The 17,130-nt window shown below is 63.2% G+C and carries 19 protein-coding genes and 1 tRNA gene; 6 read left to right on the top strand and 14 right to left on the bottom strand.

The window, feature by feature from the left end; genetic code table 11:
• The 7 genes from AC1RTA_RS05340 to ispB form a co-directional block, all read right to left on the bottom strand.
• On the bottom strand, positions 1–310 hold a 310-nt coding region (locus tag AC1RTA_RS05340), incomplete at its 3' end, for a hypothetical protein (protein ID WP_492784152.1).
• Positions 311–781: 471 nt separating this feature from the next.
• Positions 782–1,354, bottom strand: a complete 573-nt coding sequence (gene ampD, locus AC1RTA_RS05335; RefSeq protein WP_130459154.1) for a 1,6-anhydro-N-acetylmuramyl-L-alanine amidase AmpD — start codon at positions 1,352–1,354, stop codon at positions 782–784.
• Positions 1,354–2,727 (bottom strand): sigma-54-dependent transcriptional regulator, encoded by a 1,374-nt coding sequence (locus AC1RTA_RS05330; protein ID WP_492784151.1) that lies wholly within the window; start codon positions 2,725–2,727, stop codon positions 1,354–1,356. Before AC1RTA_RS05330 ends, ampD begins: the two co-directional genes overlap by 1 nt.
• Positions 2,708–4,321 carry a two-component system sensor histidine kinase NtrB gene (locus AC1RTA_RS05325; protein WP_014235261.1) on the bottom strand — a complete coding sequence of 538 codons (1,614 nt, stop codon included), beginning with the start codon at positions 4,319–4,321 and terminating at the stop codon, positions 2,708–2,710. The genes AC1RTA_RS05330 and AC1RTA_RS05325 overlap by 20 nt, the downstream gene beginning before the upstream one ends.
• A gap of 9 nt (positions 4,322–4,330) precedes the next feature.
• Positions 4,331–4,555: a PP0621 family protein gene (locus tag AC1RTA_RS05320; protein WP_130459156.1), complete on the bottom strand. Its 225-nt coding sequence runs from the start codon at positions 4,553–4,555 to the stop codon at positions 4,331–4,333.
• A gap of 154 nt (positions 4,556–4,709) precedes the next feature.
• Positions 4,710–4,786 (bottom strand) — tRNA-Pro (locus AC1RTA_RS05315).
• 28 nt (positions 4,787–4,814) lie between these two features.
• The gene (ispB, locus tag AC1RTA_RS05310; protein ID WP_492784150.1) at positions 4,815–5,783 is read right to left on the bottom strand and encodes an octaprenyl diphosphate synthase; all 969 of its coding nucleotides are present in this window, start codon (positions 5,781–5,783) and stop codon (positions 4,815–4,817) included.
• Between the two features lie 233 nt (positions 5,784–6,016).
• Between ispB and rplU the strand changes: the two genes are divergently transcribed.
• The 4 genes from rplU (at position 6,017) to proB (ending at position 8,891) form a co-directional block, all read left to right on the top strand.
• Positions 6,017–6,328: a 50S ribosomal protein L21 gene (rplU, locus tag AC1RTA_RS05305; RefSeq protein ID WP_014235285.1), complete on the top strand. Its 312-nt coding sequence runs from the start codon at positions 6,017–6,019 to the stop codon at positions 6,326–6,328.
• 18 nt (positions 6,329–6,346) lie between these two features.
• Positions 6,347–6,607, top strand: a complete 261-nt coding sequence (gene rpmA, locus AC1RTA_RS05300; protein WP_014235286.1) for a 50S ribosomal protein L27 — start codon at positions 6,347–6,349, stop codon at positions 6,605–6,607.
• Positions 6,608–6,670: 63 nt separating this feature from the next.
• Entirely contained in the window at positions 6,671–7,753 is a 1,083-nt protein-coding gene (gene cgtA, locus AC1RTA_RS05295) for an Obg family GTPase CgtA (RefSeq protein WP_492784149.1), read from the top strand.
• Between the two features lie 4 nt (positions 7,754–7,757).
• A complete protein-coding gene (gene proB, locus AC1RTA_RS05290) occupies positions 7,758–8,891 on the top strand; it encodes a glutamate 5-kinase (RefSeq protein WP_492784148.1) in 1,134 nt (377 codons plus the stop codon).
• Positions 8,892–9,043: 152 nt separating this feature from the next.
• Here proB and AC1RTA_RS05285 read toward each other — a convergent pair whose 3' ends face one another.
• From AC1RTA_RS05285 to rpe, 7 genes are all read right to left on the bottom strand, one after another.
• Positions 9,044–10,219, bottom strand: a complete 1,176-nt coding sequence (locus tag AC1RTA_RS05285) for a porin (protein WP_492784147.1) — start codon at positions 10,217–10,219, stop codon at positions 9,044–9,046.
• 221 nt (positions 10,220–10,440) lie between these two features.
• A complete protein-coding gene (trpC, locus tag AC1RTA_RS05280; RefSeq protein WP_492784146.1) occupies positions 10,441–11,244 on the bottom strand; it encodes an indole-3-glycerol phosphate synthase TrpC in 804 nt (267 codons plus the stop codon).
• Positions 11,241–12,263: an anthranilate phosphoribosyltransferase gene (gene trpD, locus AC1RTA_RS05275; RefSeq protein ID WP_492784145.1), complete on the bottom strand. Its 1,023-nt coding sequence runs from the start codon at positions 12,261–12,263 to the stop codon at positions 11,241–11,243. Before trpD ends, trpC begins: the two co-directional genes overlap by 4 nt.
• Positions 12,260–12,832 (bottom strand): aminodeoxychorismate/anthranilate synthase component II, encoded by a 573-nt coding sequence (locus tag AC1RTA_RS05270; protein WP_492784144.1) that lies wholly within the window; start codon positions 12,830–12,832, stop codon positions 12,260–12,262. The genes trpD and AC1RTA_RS05270 overlap by 4 nt, the downstream gene beginning before the upstream one ends.
• A gap of 10 nt (positions 12,833–12,842) precedes the next feature.
• Positions 12,843–14,318, bottom strand: a complete 1,476-nt coding sequence (trpE, locus tag AC1RTA_RS05265; protein ID WP_492784143.1) for an anthranilate synthase component I — start codon at positions 14,316–14,318, stop codon at positions 12,843–12,845.
• Between the two features lie 205 nt (positions 14,319–14,523).
• Entirely contained in the window at positions 14,524–15,186 is a 663-nt protein-coding gene (locus AC1RTA_RS05260; RefSeq protein ID WP_492784142.1) for a phosphoglycolate phosphatase, read from the bottom strand.
• Positions 15,187–15,328: 142 nt separating this feature from the next.
• Positions 15,329–16,018: a ribulose-phosphate 3-epimerase gene (gene rpe / locus AC1RTA_RS05255; protein WP_014235343.1), complete on the bottom strand. Its 690-nt coding sequence runs from the start codon at positions 16,016–16,018 to the stop codon at positions 15,329–15,331.
• 127 nt (positions 16,019–16,145) lie between these two features.
• On the opposite strand from rpe, the gene apaG reads away from it, so the two are divergent.
• Both apaG and AC1RTA_RS05245 read left to right on the top strand, forming a co-directional pair.
• Positions 16,146–16,529: a Co2+/Mg2+ efflux protein ApaG gene (apaG, locus tag AC1RTA_RS05250; protein WP_014235344.1), complete on the top strand. Its 384-nt coding sequence runs from the start codon at positions 16,146–16,148 to the stop codon at positions 16,527–16,529.
• 7 nt (positions 16,530–16,536) lie between these two features.
• On the top strand, positions 16,537–17,130 hold the full coding sequence (locus AC1RTA_RS05245; protein ID WP_492784141.1) for a class I SAM-dependent methyltransferase: 594 nt from the start codon (positions 16,537–16,539) through the stop codon (positions 17,128–17,130).

Below are 17,130 nucleotides of genomic sequence, written 5' to 3'. Positions count from 1 at the left end.
TAGCCGGAGCAGCCTTCTTCGCGGCGGGCTTGGCAGCAGCCTTAGCGGGAGCAGCCTTCTTCGCGGCGGGCTTGGCAGCGGCCTTAGCGGGAGCAGCCTTCTTCGCGGCGGGCTTGGCAGCAGCCTTAGCGGGAGCAGCCTTCTTCACAGCGGGCTTGGCAGCAGCCTTAGCGGGAGCAGCCTTCTTCGCGGCGGGCTTGGCAGCAGCCTTAGGGGGAGCAGCCTTCTTCACAGCGGGTTTAGCAGCAGCCTTCGCCGGGGACTTCTTGTCCTTGGCGGCCTCGGTCTTCGTCTTCTTTGCGGTTGCCATAAATAACCTCCTTCTCCAGGATCGAAAATTGGCTTTAAGACACAACGGACAAAACGAGATCCGCCCGGGAAAAGCACGGACCATTCATCGACCTTCCGGAGGAAGCGCCGGTTGAATACGGAGCGGCAACACGCGAACGAACTGAAGACGCGTGAGCGGCAATACGCAACGACGCCAGCGGGCGTCGGCAGAAAAATTCGGGGAGGAGGCTGGACGTTGCCGCAGGTCGACGGCAACGGAAAGAACCGGGGACAAACGCGATGGGATGGAAAGGGCGGGGCGTCATTCTCGGCTCTTGGCGATTCACGGTCGCGGAGGGGTGAAGAAGCCGAGTCCCGCGCCAGTCTTGGCGTTCCGGGATTTGCTTTGCAGCTGTTTTGGCGTGCGTGCGTAAGTGACCACTAGATTTAGTGTGCCCATTGTGATTTGGGCCTAATTCTAGTAATGGGGTATTTCCTATGCAAGTGTTTTTTAACTCTTTTGCATGGCTGGAAAGCGCACGGTTGCGAACTCGCAACGCAATTGCTGCCAGTCGAAATGGGGGCCGGGATCGGTCTTGCGCTGGGGGGCGATGTGGCAATGCCCGGCCACCGCACTGATGGGGTAGTGCTGGAGAATGGCTTGCAGCAAGGCTTTCAGGGCATCGTACTGGGCCGGCGCGAAGGGCATGGCATCGCATCCTTCGAGCTCGATGCCGATGGAAAAATCGTTGCAGCGCTCCCGTCCCAGCCACTCGGAGACACCTGCATGCCATGCACGCTTGTCGCAGGAAACGAACTGCACCAGCTCGCCATCGCGACGAATCAGGAAGTGGGAAGAGACACGCAGATGGTGAATGGCAGCGAAGTAGGGATGGGCTGCCGGGTCCAGAGTGTTGTCGAACAGATCGAAAATCCAGGGGCCGCCGAAGTCGTCGGGCGGCAGGCTGATGGCGTGGATGACGACCAGGCTCGGCCGCTCTCCCTCGGGCCGCTCATCCTGATTGGGCGACTCGCGCCGCACTGCGCCGGCCAGCCAGCCCTCGGCATCGAAGCGTTCCGTCATCACTCGATCCCCAGACGGGCCATGCGATAGCGCAGGGAGCGGAAGGTGATGCCGAGCAGGCGCGCCGCCGCCGTGCGATTGCCCTGGGTCTGAACCACCGCCTCCTGAATCGCCTGGCGTTCCAGACGGTCCAGATAGGTATCGAGAGACTCGCCGCCGCGCCCTTCGGAACCGGTTTCGGGGTGACCTTCATCGGTGGGGGAAAGCTGCAGGTCGCCTTCGTCGATCTCGCTGCCACTGCATAGCGCCGTGGCCCGCTCCAGAATATTCTCCAGTTCGCGGACGTTGCCGGGGAAGGTGTAGCGACACAGCGCCGCTTCGGCCGCGGGCGTCAGCGGCAACGCCGGCGCCTGATGGGCCAGACGGTCGAGACAGGCACGAGCCAGCTGGGGAATGTCCTCGGCCCGCTCCCGCAGCGGCGGCATGCGCAACTCGATGACGTTGAGACGGTAGTACAAATCCTGGCGGAAGGTGCCGGCCTCGACGCAGGCCTTCAGGTCCTGGTGGGTGGCACAGATGAGACGCACATCCACCGCCTCCTCCACGGTGGCGCCCACCTTGCGCACCCGCTTTTCCTGGATGGCCCGCAGCAGCTTGACCTGCATGGACAGGGGCAGGTCGGCCACCTCGTCGAGAAACAGGGTGCCGCCCCCCGCCGCCTGGAAGAATCCTTCCCGATCCTGCTCGGCACCGGTGAAGGCGCCCTTGCGATAACCGAAGAACTCGCTTTCCATGAGGTTCTCGGGGATGGCCCCGCAGTTCACCGGAACGAAAGGCGCCTGGCTGCGGTTGCTCTGCTCGTGGATGAGGCGGGCCGCCAGTTCCTTGCCGCAGCCGGATTCGCCGGAGATGTAAACCGGCGCCTGGCTGCGGGCCAGCTTGGCGATGATCTCCCGCACCGTGCTCATGGCCCGGGAATCGCCGAGCAGCTGCAGAGCCTCGCTGCGGGGCGCCCCCTCGGCCGCGGATGCCACCGGCAGATCGATGGCCGACTTGATCAGGGTACGCAGCTGATCCAGGGCCACCGGCTTGGCCAGATAGTCGAAGGCCCCGGCCTTGAGGGCCGCCACCGCGTTCTCGGTGCTGCCGAAGGCGGTGATCACGGCCACCGGCGTCTCGCTGTACTGCTCGCCGATGAGGCGCACCAGTTCCAGCCCTTCCCCATCGGGCAAACGCATGTCGGTCAGGCACAGCTGGTAAGACTCCCGGGCAAGGAACTCCCGAGCCTCGGCCACGGTGCCGGCGCAATCCGCCGCCAGCCCCATGCGGGACAGGGTGAGGTCCACCAGTTCCCGAATATCCGCTTCGTCATCCACCACCAGCACCCGGGCCAGCGCCCCCCTGGCGCGGCGTTCACTTTTGGCCTGAGCCATGCCCTCTCCTTCCCGTTATTCTGAAATGGGCTCCACCGGCCCTGGACTCGCTCAACAACTCCAGCTGCGCCCCGTTGGCTTCGCACAGTTCCCGCGCAATGTGGAGCCCCAGGCCGGTCCCCTTGCCATGGGTGGTAAAGAACGGTTCGAACACCTGCTCCCGGATGGCTTCGGGAATGCCGGGCCCATCATCCTCCACATGCAGCTCCACCATGCCGCCATTGCCGTAGGCAACGCGTAGTTGCACGCTACCGGGTTGTTGCCGGCTGTGCCGCAATGCATTGCTGAGCAGATTCCACAGCACCTGGTGCAGATGGGTACGATCAAACTCCAGTTCGGCTCCGGCCAACCCTTCCAGGCACAGCACGCCGGGAGCCGCCTCCGCCTTGGACTGCAACTCGTCCAGATAGGCCGCCAATGCAGCATTGAGATCGATGGACTCCGGATGGCAGCGGTCCCGCCGTCCCAGCTCGAGTACGTCGCGCACGATGCGCTCCAGGCGCTGGGTATTGTCCAGGATGATGCGCACCAGTCGGGCATCCCCGCCCTTCGGGTCCGCATCTTCCCGCAGCAGCTCACCGGCATGGCTGATGGCGGACAGGGGATTGCGGATTTCGTGGGCGATATTGGCGGTCAACCGCCCCAGAGCCGCCAGCTTCATCTGGCGGGACTCCTCGCGCAGGCGGTCCATGTCCTCCAGCAGAATCAGGGTGTCACCGGCACTGCTCGGGGTCTCGAGAAAACGGGCAAACAGCTGCTTGCCGTTGCGCGGGACGTGGAAGACCAGGCCGCTCTCGTCCTTGCTGCCTTCCCGCCTCCGCCAGCGGAGAAAGTGCCCTTCCAGGGCCGGCGAACAGCGCTCCAGGTTGCCAGCCTCCCCCGCCGTCAATCCCAGGAGCGCCTCGGCCCGGGGATTATGCAGGTGCACCTCGCCCAGAGGGCTGACCAGCAGGACGCCGTCCTGCATTTCCTCGATCACCCGCTGACTGACACAGACCTGGTTGGCCAGCGCTTCGCCGCGCTTGCGCGCCAACTCTTCGTTGGCCACCACGCGACGGGCCAGGAGACGGGCCGAAATCGCCGAGGTAAAAAAGCCAGCCCCCAGCAGGCCGACCTGGAAAAAGGCGGAGGGGTCGAATTCGCTGCTCAAGGCCAGCAGCAACTGCTGGAACAGCATGGAAAGGGTTGCCAGGGCCGCATAGAAAAGCACCAATCGCCCCTGCCCGACCAGCCCCGCCCCGGCCAGCGAGACCAGGAGCATGGCCCCCAGGCCACCACGCAGCCCCCCGCTGGCATGCATCAGGACCGTCAGGGCCACCACATCCAGGAGCACCTGGCCCGACAACTGCAGATTGAAATGACGACGCCAGAAGGCCAGCAACAACACCGAGCAGGCAGTGGCCAGGCAATAGACGAAGGCCGTCCACGTATAGAGGGACTGATCGGTGGCCGGCACCAGCTCGAAGCTGGACGGATGCAGATAGGCCGCCCCATAGAGGAGGAAGGCGGCAACCAGGCGGTAGAAATTGAAATAGCGCAACGACTTCCAGTGCGCTTCGGAAACCTCGACGGGCGGAACATTCAGGAACGACAAGACACGCCCTCAGCCATCGTCACGAACAACATGCTCGGCGCAGCAATAGGGATGCCCCCGAACCACCAGAGCATCGCTTTCCGGCAAATAGACGCCGCAGCCACGACACACCACCATTCGCTCCACCGGCGGGTTGACGGGGGCCCCGCCGCCCAATCCACGCGATACGCCGCGCCCCCTGAACCACCACCAGGCGAGGCCGACAAAAAGAATGAACAACAGAAACTTGGACATGGCATTCCGGCTGCACAAGCAATCAGAGCAACAGCATAGCAGAGGCTCCACCACGGCCACGAGGCCCGGGGCCGGCGAAGAACAGCTGCGCTCCAAGGGCCACCGACACCCGGAAAACAAAAAAGCCACTCGGATGAGTGGCTTTTCTGAAAATTGGTCGGGGTGAGAGGATTCGAACCTCCGACTCCTGCGTCCCGAACGCAGTACTCTACCAGGCTGAGCTACACCCCGACTCGCTCACTGCAACTTTCGGGAAAAGTCAGAAACTTCTCGTCACAGCGAAGACTGACAATTCTACCAGCGAATCTTTGTATTGAGAAGCCGGAAGCGCTTGCAGTGCGCGCACCGCCACTTCCGACTCGAGCTTGGCCTGCTTCAGGGTGTGCTCCAGAGCACCGGTGGCACGAATGGCTTCCAGCACGACAGGGAAGTCATCCCGCCCGCCTTCCTCAATGGCGCGACGCACACAGGCAGCCTGCTCCGGGGAACCGTTCTGCATAACATAAATGAGAGGCAGCGTAGGCTTGCCTTCGGCCAGGTCGTCACCCAGATGCTTGCCGGTCTCGGCCTCGTCGGCGGAATAGTCCAGGACATCGTCCACCAGCTGGAACGCGGTCCCCAGATGCATGCCGTAAGCCGCCAAACCTTCCTCGACCTCCGGCGTCGCCCCCCCCAGGATTGCCCCCAGCCGGGCCGCCGCCTGGAACAGCTTGGCAGTCTTGTAGCGGATCACCTGCAGGTAGCGCTCTTCATCCACGTCCGCATCGTGGCAGTTCATCAACTGCAGCACCTCGCCTTCGGCGATGATGTTGGTGGCATCCGCCAGCACCTGCATGATGCGCATGTTGCCCACGGACACCATCATCTGGAAGGCGCGGGAATAGAGGAAATCGCCGACCAGCACGCTGGCGGCATTGCCGAACAAGTTATTGGCCGTCTCCCGACCCCGGCGCAGTTCCGACTCGTCCACCACATCGTCGTGCAACAGGGTGGCGGTATGAATGAATTCCACCACCGCAGCCAATTCATGGTGATTGACACCCTTGTAGCCCATGGCACCGGCAGCCAGCAGCACCAGCACCGGACGCAGGCGCTTGCCGCCGCTGCTGATGATGTACTCGGCCACCTGACGAACGAGCACCACATCGGAATGCAGGCGCTGACGAATGACGGCATCCACCGACTTCATGTCGGGGCCGATCAGAGCATTGATTTTTTCGAGAGCCACGGGAACGTTTCGAGAGCGTAAAGGAAAGGACGGCCACAACAGCCGGAAAAGCAACGGCGGAGGCCTTCAGCACAGGCTCCCAGCCAAGCCGCTGCATGGTAGGCGCGCGTCCGAGGATGGTCAAGCCGCCCGGCCGGCGGACGCGGCGGTCAAAGAACGGAAGTCTTTGACGCGACGTCTAAAATCCGTATAATGCACGGTTCTTTGTTACACCCTTTGTTATCGGAGTCCCTATGTACGCGGTCATAAAAACCGGCGGCAAGCAATATCGCGTCGTCGCTGGCGAAAAACTTAAAGTAGAACAGATACCGGCAGACATCGGCGCACAAATCACTCTCGACCAGATCCTCATGGTAGGCGAAGGCGAGGCTGTGAAAATTGGCGCCCCGCTGGTTCAGGGCGCCTCTGTCCAGGCCACCGTGGTTTCCCACGGCCGCCACGACAAGGTCAAGATTTTCAAGATGCGCCGTCGGAAGCACTACCAGAAGCACCAGGGCCATCGTCAGAACTACACCGAGATCCGCATCGACGGCATCTCCGCCTGATCGAGGAGTTAATACACCATGGCACACAAAAAAGCTGGCGGTAGTTCCCGCAACGGCCGCGACTCGGAATCGAAGCGACTTGGCGTAAAGCGCTACGGCGGCCAACTGGTGGCAGCCGGTAACATTCTGGTTCGTCAGCGTGGCACCGAATTCCATCCCGGCGAAAACGTCGGCATCGGCAAGGACCACACCCTGTTCGCCCTCGTTGAAGGTCGCGTGCAATTCACCATCAAGGGTGAAAAGCGCCGCCGCACCGTGAGCATCGTTCCCGCCGCCTAACCCGCGCTTTAAGGAACCAAGGAGAGCCCTATCCTCGCGGTAGGGCTTTTCTGTTTATACCCTATGAAATTCATCGACGAAGCCAAGATCCTGGTCATCGCCGGCAAGGGCGGCAACGGCGTTGCCTCCTTCCGCCGGGAAAAATACATTCCCATGGGCGGTCCGGATGGCGGCGACGGTGGTCGCGGCGGCAGCATCTATGTCATTGCCGACCGCAACATCAACACCCTCATCGACTACCGCTACACCCGCAAATTCCTCGCCCAAAACGGCGAAAGCGGGCGGGGCGCCGATTGCTACGGCAAAGGCGGCGACGACATCATCATGCACATGCCGGTTGGTACGGTTATTAGCGATGCCGTCACCGGTGACGTACTGGCCGACCTGGACAAGGACGGCAAGAAGGTCCTGCTGGCCCAAGGCGGCCGGGGCGGACTGGGCAACATCCACTTCAAGTCCTCCACCAACCGCGCTCCCCGTCAGTGCACCAAAGGCGAACCCGGAGAAGAAAAAGAACTGAAGCTGGAGTTGAAAGTGCTCGCCGACGTAGGCCTGCTGGGCCTGCCCAATGCGGGCAAGAGCACCTTCATCCGCGCCGTATCTGCCGCCCGACCCAAGGTTGCAGACTATCCCTTCACCACCCTGCACCCCAATCTTGGCGTGGTGCGGGTCGATGACAACAAGAGCTTCGTCATTGCCGACGTGCCGGGCCTCATCGAAGGCGCAGCCGATGGCGCCGGCCTGGGCATCCGCTTCCTCAAGCACCTGGCCCGCACACGTGTGCTGCTGCACATCGTCGATATTGCCCCGATGGATCCGGACGCCGATCCGGTTGCCGACGCCATCGCCATCGTCGGCGAACTGGAAAAATACAGCCCCGAACTCGCCAGCAAGCCGCGCTGGCTGATCCTCAACAAGCTTGACCTGCTCCCCGAGGAAGAGCGCCAAGAACACGTGGACGCCTTCTTGTCCGCCTACCGGGAAAAATCCGGTTTCAACGGCCCCGTTTTCCCCATTGCCGCCATCAGCGGCGAAGGCTGCCGCCCCGTGGTCTACGCCATCCAGGCCGCCCTGGAGGAAATCAGGAAGCAGGACGAGGCAGCGGAGGAGTCCGGGGAAAGCCCCTCACCCCCTCACCAAGCGTAGACGAATGAGCCCAACCACCAGCCGTACGGCCAATGCCGGGCGCCTAGTCGTCAAGGTCGGCTCGGCCCTTGTCACCAACAATGGCGCCGGACTCGACCTAGCCGCCATTCACGAATGGGCACGCCAGATTGCCGAGCTCCGCCACAACGGCAAACAGGTGGTCCTGGTTTCCTCAGGCGCCATTGCCTGCGGCATGCAGCGACTGGGCTGGCAGAAGCGCCCCAAGGCCGTGCACGAACTCCAGGCCGCCGCCGCCGTCGGCCAGATGGGCCTGGCCCAGGTCTATGAATCGGCCTTTAGCGCCCACGGCCTGCACACTGCCCAGATTCTGTTGACTCACGACGATCTGGCCGACCGCAAGCGCTATCTGAACGCCCGGGCCACACTGACCACGTTGCTCGAACTGGGTGTCGTCCCCATCATCAATGAAAACGACACGGTCGTTACTGACGAAATCAAATTCGGTGACAACGACACCCTGGGCGCCCTGGTCGCCAACCTGGTGGAGGCAGACTGCCTCATCATCTTGACCGACCAGCCCGGCCTCTTCACCGCCGACCCGCGCAAGGACCCTTCCGCCACCTTGATCACCTCAGCCCGCGCCGGCGACCCATCCCTGGAGGCAATGGCCGGCGGTGCCGGCACCCAGATCGGCACCGGCGGCATGATTACCAAGGTCCTCGCCGCCAAGCGGGCCGCCCGCAGCGGCGCCGACACTGTCATTGCCAGTGGCAGGGAAAAAAGCCCTCTCACCCGCCTTGCCACCGGAGAATCCGTCGGCACTCTGCTGGTCGCCGACACCCTGCCGATGACCGCCCGCAAACAGTGGCTGGCAGACCATTTGCAGCTGGCAGGAAAGCTGACGCTCGACCAGGGAGCCATCCAAGCCCTGCGCCAAGGAAAGAGTCTGCTGCCTGTAGGAGTACGGGAAGTTCACGGCGACTTCGAGCGGGGAGCCGCCGTAGCCTGCCTGAACGAAAGCGGCAGGGAAATCGCCAGGGGCCTCTGCAATTACGGCAGCAGCGAAGTTCGCCTCATCGCCAAGCACTCATCCAGCGATATCGAAGACATCCTTGGCTACATGGAAGAGCCGGAACTCATCCATCGCGACAACATGGTCTGCCTGTATCAAGAATAGGGTGCCACCCGCTCAACAAAAAAGCGCCTAATAAGGCGCTTTTTTGTTGAGCATTTCTTTTTTTGAGCACTCCCGCAGGGAAATACCTAAAGATGCAAAAAAAACAGGCGCCCTAGGGCGCCTGTTTTTTTTAATATCGTGATTAAACGATATTAGAAGGAGTGGCGAACGCCAACACCCCAAGCGGTGGGATCAGCACCAGCGCCAGCAGCGGTGGTGTTGGTACCAGCACCGAAGTTGAAGCTAGCACCAGCGTCGTTGGTGACCTTGGAGTAGATAGCGTAAGCTTGGGTGCGCTTGGAGAAGTTGTAGCCATAACGCAGAGCGAACTGCTTGGCACCTTGGTCGCCGTTGTTGGCAAACAGGTTACCGGTAGTGTCGCGAGCAACAGCGTAGGAAGCGGCCAGTTCGTTAGCACCGATAACGTGCTTCACGCCGATCCAGTAGGAGTTGCGGTTGACGTCCAGGTTACCGGCGCCAGCATTCACATCACCGTTAAACTTCTGGTACATAGCGTTCAGGGTGGTGCCTTGACCGAAGTCATAGCCAGCGGCCAGCAGGTGAGCCTTGTGCTTTTCGTCCGTCAGGCCACCAACACCAACGTCGGTCAGGCTCAGATAGGAGTAAGCAGCCTTCAGACCACCATTAGCGTAGTTCAGGGCCAGGTTGTAACCGCCGGGGTTAACGCTGTTAGCCACGTTGGACATGCTCTTGCCTTCGTTCGGCACGTAAGCGATCACGCCGGAGAAACCGGAGAAAGTGGGGGTAGCGTAAGCAACGGCTTGGGTGCGGAAGTTCAGGTTGGTACCACCAGTGGCACGACCAAACACACCATTGTAACCACCGATACCGGTAGCGCCAGGCATCACGTCAAAGCCAGCGGAAATGGAGCGGTAGGGGGTGGAAACATAACCTGCCAGAACGGTACCAAAGTTGCCAGCCAGAGCAACATAGGTATCACGCATGGAACCACCAGCGGTATTGCCGGCGTTGGAGAACTGCTGATTCACGCCAGCGTATGCATTACCGGTCGGGGTCAGGCCGGCAGTATCAGCACCGTTTTGGTTGTCGAAGTTAACAGCGGTCTCGATCTGGAACAGAGCCTTCAGACCATTGCCCAGGTCTTCGCTACCCTTGAAACCCAGGTAGGAGGAGTTGGTTTGCAGACGGTTACGGGAAGGCATGTTGGCACCAGCGCCAGCAGCACCTTCGGCCTTAACGGACTCGAAAGACAGATCAGCAACGCCGTAAATCTGGACATTGGATTGAGCGAAAGCGGCGCCGGAAGCCAGAGCGGCAACGGCCAGAGCGATAAATTTCTTTTGCATCAGGTTTTCTCCTCTTGCAATTAGGAAAGGTAGCGTTGTCCCGCATACCCCTTTAATACCTCTCTTACGAGAAGTTGAGACGGATTGTGGCAAACCCACCTAACGGGAGCAACGACAACGTCAAGATGCCTGCACTCCCATCCTCGAGTTGTTGTGTTTTTACAACACAACACTCAACACCAGTGTCTTCACCTACGCCCAAAGCCATAAGGGCCAGCCCTTCAGCCCTTGGCGAAGAGTTGTCGCAGGGCTTCCCCGGGGGACGGGCAGCGCATGAAGGCTTCGCCGACCAGGAAGGCTTCGACCTGGTTGGCTCGCATGAGAGCCACGTCCGCTGCCCCCAGGATGCCGCTCTCCGTCACCACGATCCGCCCGTCACCGATCTCCGGCAGGAGGCCCAGGGTGGTCTGCAGACTAACCTCAAAGGAACGCAGGTTACGATTGTTGATACCCATCAGCGGAGTCTTCAGTTGCAAGGCCTGCTCCAGCTCCTGGCCGTCGTGGGACTCGACCAGCACCCCCATGCCCAACTCCATGGCCAGGTCTTCCATCTCCCGCATCTGCGGCAGGCTGAGGGCCGCCACAATCAACAGGATGGCATCCGCCCCCATGGCCCGGGCTTCATAGACCTGATAGGGGTCGACCAGAAAATCCTTGCGCAACACCGGCAAAGCGCAAGCGCCGCGGGCCGCCTGCAGGTATTCGGGCGCACCCTGGAAATACTGCCGGTCCGTCAGGACCGACAGGCAAGCTGCGCCGTGGGCTTCGTAATCCGCTGCAATGGCGGCCGGATCGAAGTTCTCCCGGATAACGCCCTTGGAAGGACTGGCCTTCTTGATTTCCGCGATCACCGCCGATTGCCCGCCGGCAATCTTGCGGCGGATGGCCCCGACGAAATCCCGGGCAGGGTCGGCCTTGACCCGGGCTTCGGCAGCGGTGCGAACGGCGGCCAGGGGCATGGCGGGCAGGGCGGCAGCCACCTCTTCCCGCTTGGTGGCGAGAATCTTGTTGAGGATGTCGCTCATGGGGCAACCCCGGTAAAGCGCACGAATTCGTCCAGCTTGGCCCGGGCGGCGCCGCAGGCAATGGCATCCAGCGCCTTTTCCACCCCCTGGGCCATGGAGTCGGCCAGGCCGGCCACATACAGGCTGGCTCCGGCGTTCAGGGCCACGATATCCCGGGCCGGACCGTGACGCCCCTCCAGGGCCGCCAGCACCATGGCCTTGGACTCTTCCACATTGCCCACCCGGATCACCCGGGGATCGTGCACCGGCAGGTTGAAATCCTCCGGATGGATCTCGTACTCATGGATGCGTCCATCCTTCAGTTCGCCAATCAGGGTGCGGCCGGAATTGGAAATCTCATCCAGACCATCCACGCCGAAGACGGTGAAGGCCCGCTGGGAACCCAGGCGCTGCAGCACCCGGATGAGGATGCCCACCAGATCCGCATGGAACACCCCCAGCACCTGGCGCTCGGCGCCGGCCGGGTTGGTCAGGGGGCCGAGGATGTTGAAGATGGTGCGCACTCCCAGTTCGCGTCGCACCGGGGCCGCATGCTTCATGGCGCCATGATGGTTGGGGGCGAACATGAAGCCGATACCCACCGTATCGATACATTCGGCAATGCGCTCCGGCGGCAGATTGAGGTTCACGCCCAGGGCTTCCAGCACATCCGCCGAGCCGCTCTTGGAAGAGACGGAGCGGCCGCCGTGTTTGGCCACCTTGGCGCCGGCGGCGGCACAGACGAACATGGAGGTGGTGGAGACATTGAAGGTATGGGCGCCGTCACCGCCGGTGCCCACGATGTCCACCACGGCGGACGGGTCCCGCACCGGCACCTTGGTGGCGAACTCGCGCATCACCTGGGCGGCGGCAGCGATTTCACCGATGGTTTCCTTCTTCACCCGCAGGGCCGTGGTGATGGCGGCGATCATCACCGGACTCATTTCGCCGGACATGATCTGGCGCATCAGCTCCAGCATTTCGTCGTGGAAGATTTCCCGGTGCTCGATGCAGCGGGTCAAGGCTTCTTGCGGGCTCATTTGGCGTGCTCCTTGAGGAAGTTCTGCAACATGTCGTGGCCGTGTTCGGTGAGGATGGACTCGGGGTGGAACTGGACCCCTTCCACCGCCAGGGTCTTGTGCCGCACCCCCATGATTTCGCCGTCGTCGGTCCAGGCAGTGATCTCCAGGCAGTCCGGCAGGCTTTCCCGCTCAATGGCCAGGGAGTGGTAGCGGGTACAGGTCACCGGATTGGGCAAGCCCTTGAAAACGCCCTGATCATTGTGATGCACGGGCGAAGTCTTGCCGTGCATCAGCCTCTTGGCATGCACGATGCGCCCGCCGAAGGCCTCGCCGATGGACTGGTGGCCCAGGCACACGCCCAGCAGGGGAATCTTGCCGGCGAATTCGCGGATGGCGGCCAGGGAAACCCCCGCCTGCTGGGGCGCACAGGGCCCCGGGGAAATCACCAGATAGTCCGGATCGAGACGGGCGATCTCGCCCAGGGTGATGGCGTCGTTGCGATAGACGCGCACATCCTGGCCCAGCTCGCCGAAGTACTGGACGATGTTGTAGGTGAAGCTGTCGTAGTTGTCGATCATCAGCAGCATGGCAGCGCCCTCACTCGAAACGGGTATCGAGGCCGTTCTCGGCCATTTCCGCGGCCCGCAGCACGGCCCGGGCCTTGTTCTGGGTTTCCTGCCATTCGGAGGTCGGGTCCGAATCGGCAACGATGCCGGCGCCGGCCTGCACGTGCAGCTGGCCGTCCTTGATCACCGCGGTACGGATGGCGATGGCCAGGTCCATGTCGCCGTTGAAGCCCAGGTAGCCGATGGCGCCGCCGTAGATGCCGCGCTTCACCGGTTCCAGTTCATCGATGATTTCCATGGCCCGCACCTTGGGTGCGCCGGAGAGGGTACCGGCAGGGAAGGCCGCCTTCAGCACATCCAGGGCCGAGAGACCGGCCTGGAGCTTGCCTTCCACGTTGGAGACGATGTGCATCACGTGGGAATAGCGCTCGATGGTCATGCGCTCGGTCAGCTTCACCGAGCCGGTCTGGGCCACCCGACCCACGTCGTTGCGGCCCAGGTCCAGCAGCTGCACATGCTCGGCGATCTCCTTCTGGTCCGCCAGCAGATCCTCGGCCAGGGCCGCATCCTCCTCCGGCGTGGCGCCCCGCTTGCGAGTACCGGCGATGGGCCGCACCGTCACGGTATCGCCTTCCAGACGGGTGAGAATTTCGGGGGAAGCGCCCACCACATGGAAATCCTCGAAGTCGAAGTAATACATGTAGGGAGAAGGATTGAGGGTGCGCAGGGCCCGGTACAGGGACAGGGGGCTGGCGGAGAAGGGTTTGGTCATGCGCTGGGACAGCACCACCTGCATGATGTCGCCTTCGGTGATGTACTCCTTCGCCTTGGCCACCGCCTGCTTGAAGGGCGCCTCGCCGAAGATGGAGACCGCCGGCTGGGAAGTGGCCGGCTTTTCCTCGGGGATGGGCGCCGGAGTGCGCAACTGGGCCAGCAATTCCTTCAGCCGAGCCTTGGCTTTCTGGAAGGCGCCGGGGAAGCCGGGCTCGGCATAGACCACCAGGGTCAGCTTGCCGGAGAGGTTATCCACCACGGCGATCTCTTCCGAGAGCAACAGCAGGATGTCCGGCGTACCCAGTTCGTCGTGCTTGGCGCTCTTGGTCAGGCGGGTTTCCACATAACGCACCGTGTCGTAGCCGAAGCAGCCCACCAGGCCGCCGCAGAAGCGGGGCAGGCCGGCGTAGGGGGCGACGCGGAAGCGTTTCTGGTAGCTCTCGATGAACTCCAGGGGATTGGTGTCGTTTTCCCGCTCGGCGATGCGCTGGCCGGTAAGCACCATGACCTGGTGGCCATAGACGGCGATGCGGGTGGGGCTGGCCAGGCCGATGATGGAGTAGCGGCCGAAGCGCTCACCGCCCTGCACCGATTCCAGCAGGTAGGTGTAGGGGCCGTTGGCCAGCTTCAGGTAGATGGAAAGGGGGGTATCGAGATCGGCAAAGGTCTCGAGGGTGACGGGGATACGGTTGTACCCCTGCGCGGCAAGCGCGTTGAATTCAGTTTCGGTCATGGGGACCTCGCAAGTACGACAGGTTGTATTTCAATGCTTGCCCGGGAGTTTGGTCTCAACTCGCCGCCCGGGCCCGGACGGGTAATATCAATAATGGCGCGGCGAGCGCCACCAGCCACGCCAGCCCCAGGCGGCGCGGTTACCCATCAGGAAAGCATTGAACTTGCGGGTCACGGTGAAGTGTCGATTCGGAGTCGGTATCGATTTAAGCGCCGGCCGCCCAACGGGCCGCTGCGACGAGGTCCGATACTAGCGCATCGCAATCGGCGCTGTCTACGGGCCGGCCTTCGTTGTAGCCGTAGGGCACGCAAATCACCGGACAGCCGGCAGCCCGGGCCGACTCGATGTCGTTGAGGGAATCGCCCACATGCAGGTTGAGGCCCGGCTCGGTAGCCAGCAGAGCGCAGGCATGGAGCAGGGGCTCGGGCCGGGGCTTCTTGAAGGCCAGGGTGTCGCCGGAGATGACCACCTCGAAATAAGCGGCCAGGCCCATGCGCTCCAGCAGCGGCGCGGTAAAGGCGGCCGGCTTGTTGGTCACCACCCCCAGGGGCAGGCCGAGGGCGCGAAAGGCCTCCAGGCCGTCCACCACGCCGGGATAGACGGTGCAGGCCCGGCCGTTGAGGTCGGCGTAGTGCCGGCGGAAAGCCGCGATGCCGGCTTCCAACAGGGACGCTTCGGGGGCGGCTTCCCAGGTCAGGCAGCGCTCCACCAGCACCGCCATGCCCTTGCCGACGAAACGGTGGATGTCGTCGTCCGTGCGGGGCGGCTGGCCCAGTTCGGCCAGCATGGCGTGGCAGGCGGCCGCCAGGTCGGGGATGGAGTCGACCAGGGTGCCGTCCAGATCGAAGGTGGCAGAACGAAGGGGCATGGCGAATTTCCGGGGCAAGGCGGCGGCAAGGAGACGGATGGGGCGGGCGAGGCTGTCTAAAAGTCACCTCACCGGAGAAGCAATAGGGACGGCTACTCCAGGCATGCCATGCCGGAGATTGGCGTCCCTATTTGCTTGCAGCCTAGGCGCTGGCGAGCTGCTGGCGCAGGGCGGCGATGACCGAGTCGTAACGGTTGGGATCGCTGTCCTGGCCGGCGCCATAGACGGCGGAGCCGGCGACGAAGGTGTCGGCCCCGGCCCGGGCGATCTCGGCGATGTTGTCCACCTTCACGCCGCCGTCGATTTCCAGGCGGATCTGGCGGCCGCTACGGGCGGTGTAGGCATCGATCCTGGCCCGGGCTTGGCGCAGCTTGTTGAGGGTCTCGGGAATGAACTTCTGGCCGCCGAAGCCCGGGTTCACGCTCATCAGCAGCACCACGTCCAGCTTGTCCATGACGTGATCCATGTAGTGCAGGGGCGTGGCCGGGTTGAAGACCAGGCCGGCCTGGCAGCCGCTGTCCCGGATCAGGCCCAGGCTGCGGTCCACGTGCTCGGAGGCTTCCGGGTGGAAGGTGATGATGTTGGCGCCGGCCTTGGCGAAATCGGGAATGATGCGATCCACCGGCTTGACCATCAGATGCACGTCGATGGGCGCCGTGGTGTGGGGGCGGATGGCTTCGCAAACCAGGGGGCCGATGGTCAGGTTGGGGACGTAATGGTTGTCCATGACGTCGAAGTGGATCCAGTCGGCCCCGGCGGCGATGACCGAGCGGACCTCCTCCCCCAGCTTGGCGAAATCGGCGGAAAGGATACTGGGAGCGATGAGATGCATGGCGGCGGCCTTGTGGGGGTTGGTGTGACAGAAAGGTGATTTTATCGTGAACCCACGCCGAGGCCGGCTTGTCAGAGTGCACACAGTGATGTGCAATGAGCACTTTCCACCCCACAGACCCGAGACCATGGCCGAAAGCAAAAAATACGAAATCGCCGTGACCACCGTGCCCCAGTACCTGGCCGAGCAGTCGGACCCGGACGCGGAGCGCTACGTGTTCGCCTACACCATCACCATCCGCAACATCGGCACCGTGGCCGCCCAGCTGATCTCCCGCCACTGGCTCATCACCGACGCCAACGAGGAGGTCCAGGAGGTGCGGGGCCTCGGCGTGGTGGGGCACCAGCCCCTGCTGCAGCCCGGCGAGAGCTTCGAGTACACCAGCGGCGCCTCCCTCAGCACGCCCGTCGGCACCATGCGCGGCAGCTACCAGATGGTGGCGGAGGACGGCACCCAGTTCGAAGCGGACATTGCCGAGTTCGCCTTGGCCGTGCCCCGGGTACTGCACTGAGACGCCGGTGGGCCTGCAACACAGCTATGCCCTGATCGCCCCGTTCTACGATGCGGCCCTGGCGGCGGCAACCCGGGGAGCCCGTCGCCAAAGCCTGGGCGCCCTGCCCCAGCCCCCGTCGGACGTGCTGCTGCTGGGCATCGGCACCGGCCTGGATATTCCCCACCTGCCCCGCCAGCACCGCTACACCGGACTGGACCTGACCCCGGCCATGCTGGCCCGGGCCTGCCGCCGCAGCGACGGTCTGGACTTCACGCCGGTCCGCGGCGACGCCCGCCGCCTGCCCTTTGCCGATGCCACCTTTGACGCCGTGGTGCTGCATCTGATCCTGGCGGTGGTGCCGGAACCCCGCCTCTGCCTGCAGGAAACCGCCCGGGTGCTGCGCCCCGGCGGCACGGCCCTGATTTTCGACAAGTTCCTGCAACCCGGGCAGCGGGCGCCCCTGCGCCGGCTGCTGTCGCCCCTGGTCAGCCGGCTGGCGACCCATCTGGACGTGGTTTTCGAGACCGTGCATGAAAGCGAGCCGGCCCTGCAGCTGGAGTCTGACAGGCCGGCCCTGGCGGCCGGCTGGTTCCGCCTGATCCGCCGCCGCCGCCGCTGA

It is taken from the genome of Azospira sp. MPR-E4, assembly GCF_058809645.1.
The sequence above is the reverse complement of the archived record's forward strand: the minus strand, read 5'-3'. Positions and strand labels throughout refer to the sequence as shown.

Bases quoted from the DNA above. Each gene is read 5' to 3' on its own strand.
- ampD (WP_130459154.1), bottom strand. From the start codon at position 1,354: ATGACGGAACGCTTCGATGCCGAGGGCTGGCTGGCCGGCGCAGTGCGG.
- AC1RTA_RS05330 (WP_492784151.1), bottom strand. From the start codon at position 2,727: ATGGCTCAGGCCAAAAGTGAACGCCGCGCCAGGGGGGCGCTGGCCCGG.
- AC1RTA_RS05320 (WP_130459156.1), bottom strand. From the start codon at position 4,555: ATGTCCAAGTTTCTGTTGTTCATTCTTTTTGTCGGCCTCGCCTGGTGG.
- rplU (WP_014235285.1), top strand. From the start codon at position 6,017: ATGTACGCGGTCATAAAAACCGGCGGCAAGCAATATCGCGTCGTCGCT.
- rpmA (WP_014235286.1), top strand. From the start codon at position 6,347: ATGGCACACAAAAAAGCTGGCGGTAGTTCCCGCAACGGCCGCGACTCG.
- cgtA (WP_492784149.1), top strand. From the start codon at position 6,671: ATGAAATTCATCGACGAAGCCAAGATCCTGGTCATCGCCGGCAAGGGC.
- proB (WP_492784148.1), top strand. From the start codon at position 7,758: ATGAGCCCAACCACCAGCCGTACGGCCAATGCCGGGCGCCTAGTCGTC.
- AC1RTA_RS05285 (WP_492784147.1), bottom strand. From the start codon at position 10,219: ATGCAAAAGAAATTTATCGCTCTGGCCGTTGCCGCTCTGGCTTCCGGC.
- trpC (WP_492784146.1), bottom strand. From the start codon at position 11,244: ATGAGCGACATCCTCAACAAGATTCTCGCCACCAAGCGGGAAGAGGTG.
- trpD (WP_492784145.1), bottom strand. From the start codon at position 12,263: ATGAGCCCGCAAGAAGCCTTGACCCGCTGCATCGAGCACCGGGAAATC.
- AC1RTA_RS05270 (WP_492784144.1), bottom strand. From the start codon at position 12,832: ATGCTGCTGATGATCGACAACTACGACAGCTTCACCTACAACATCGTC.
- trpE (WP_492784143.1), bottom strand. From the start codon at position 14,318: ATGACCGAAACTGAATTCAACGCGCTTGCCGCGCAGGGGTACAACCGT.
- AC1RTA_RS05260 (WP_492784142.1), bottom strand. From the start codon at position 15,186: ATGCCCCTTCGTTCTGCCACCTTCGATCTGGACGGCACCCTGGTCGAC.
- rpe (WP_014235343.1), bottom strand. From the start codon at position 16,018: ATGCATCTCATCGCTCCCAGTATCCTTTCCGCCGATTTCGCCAAGCTG.
- apaG (WP_014235344.1), top strand. From the start codon at position 16,146: ATGGCCGAAAGCAAAAAATACGAAATCGCCGTGACCACCGTGCCCCAG.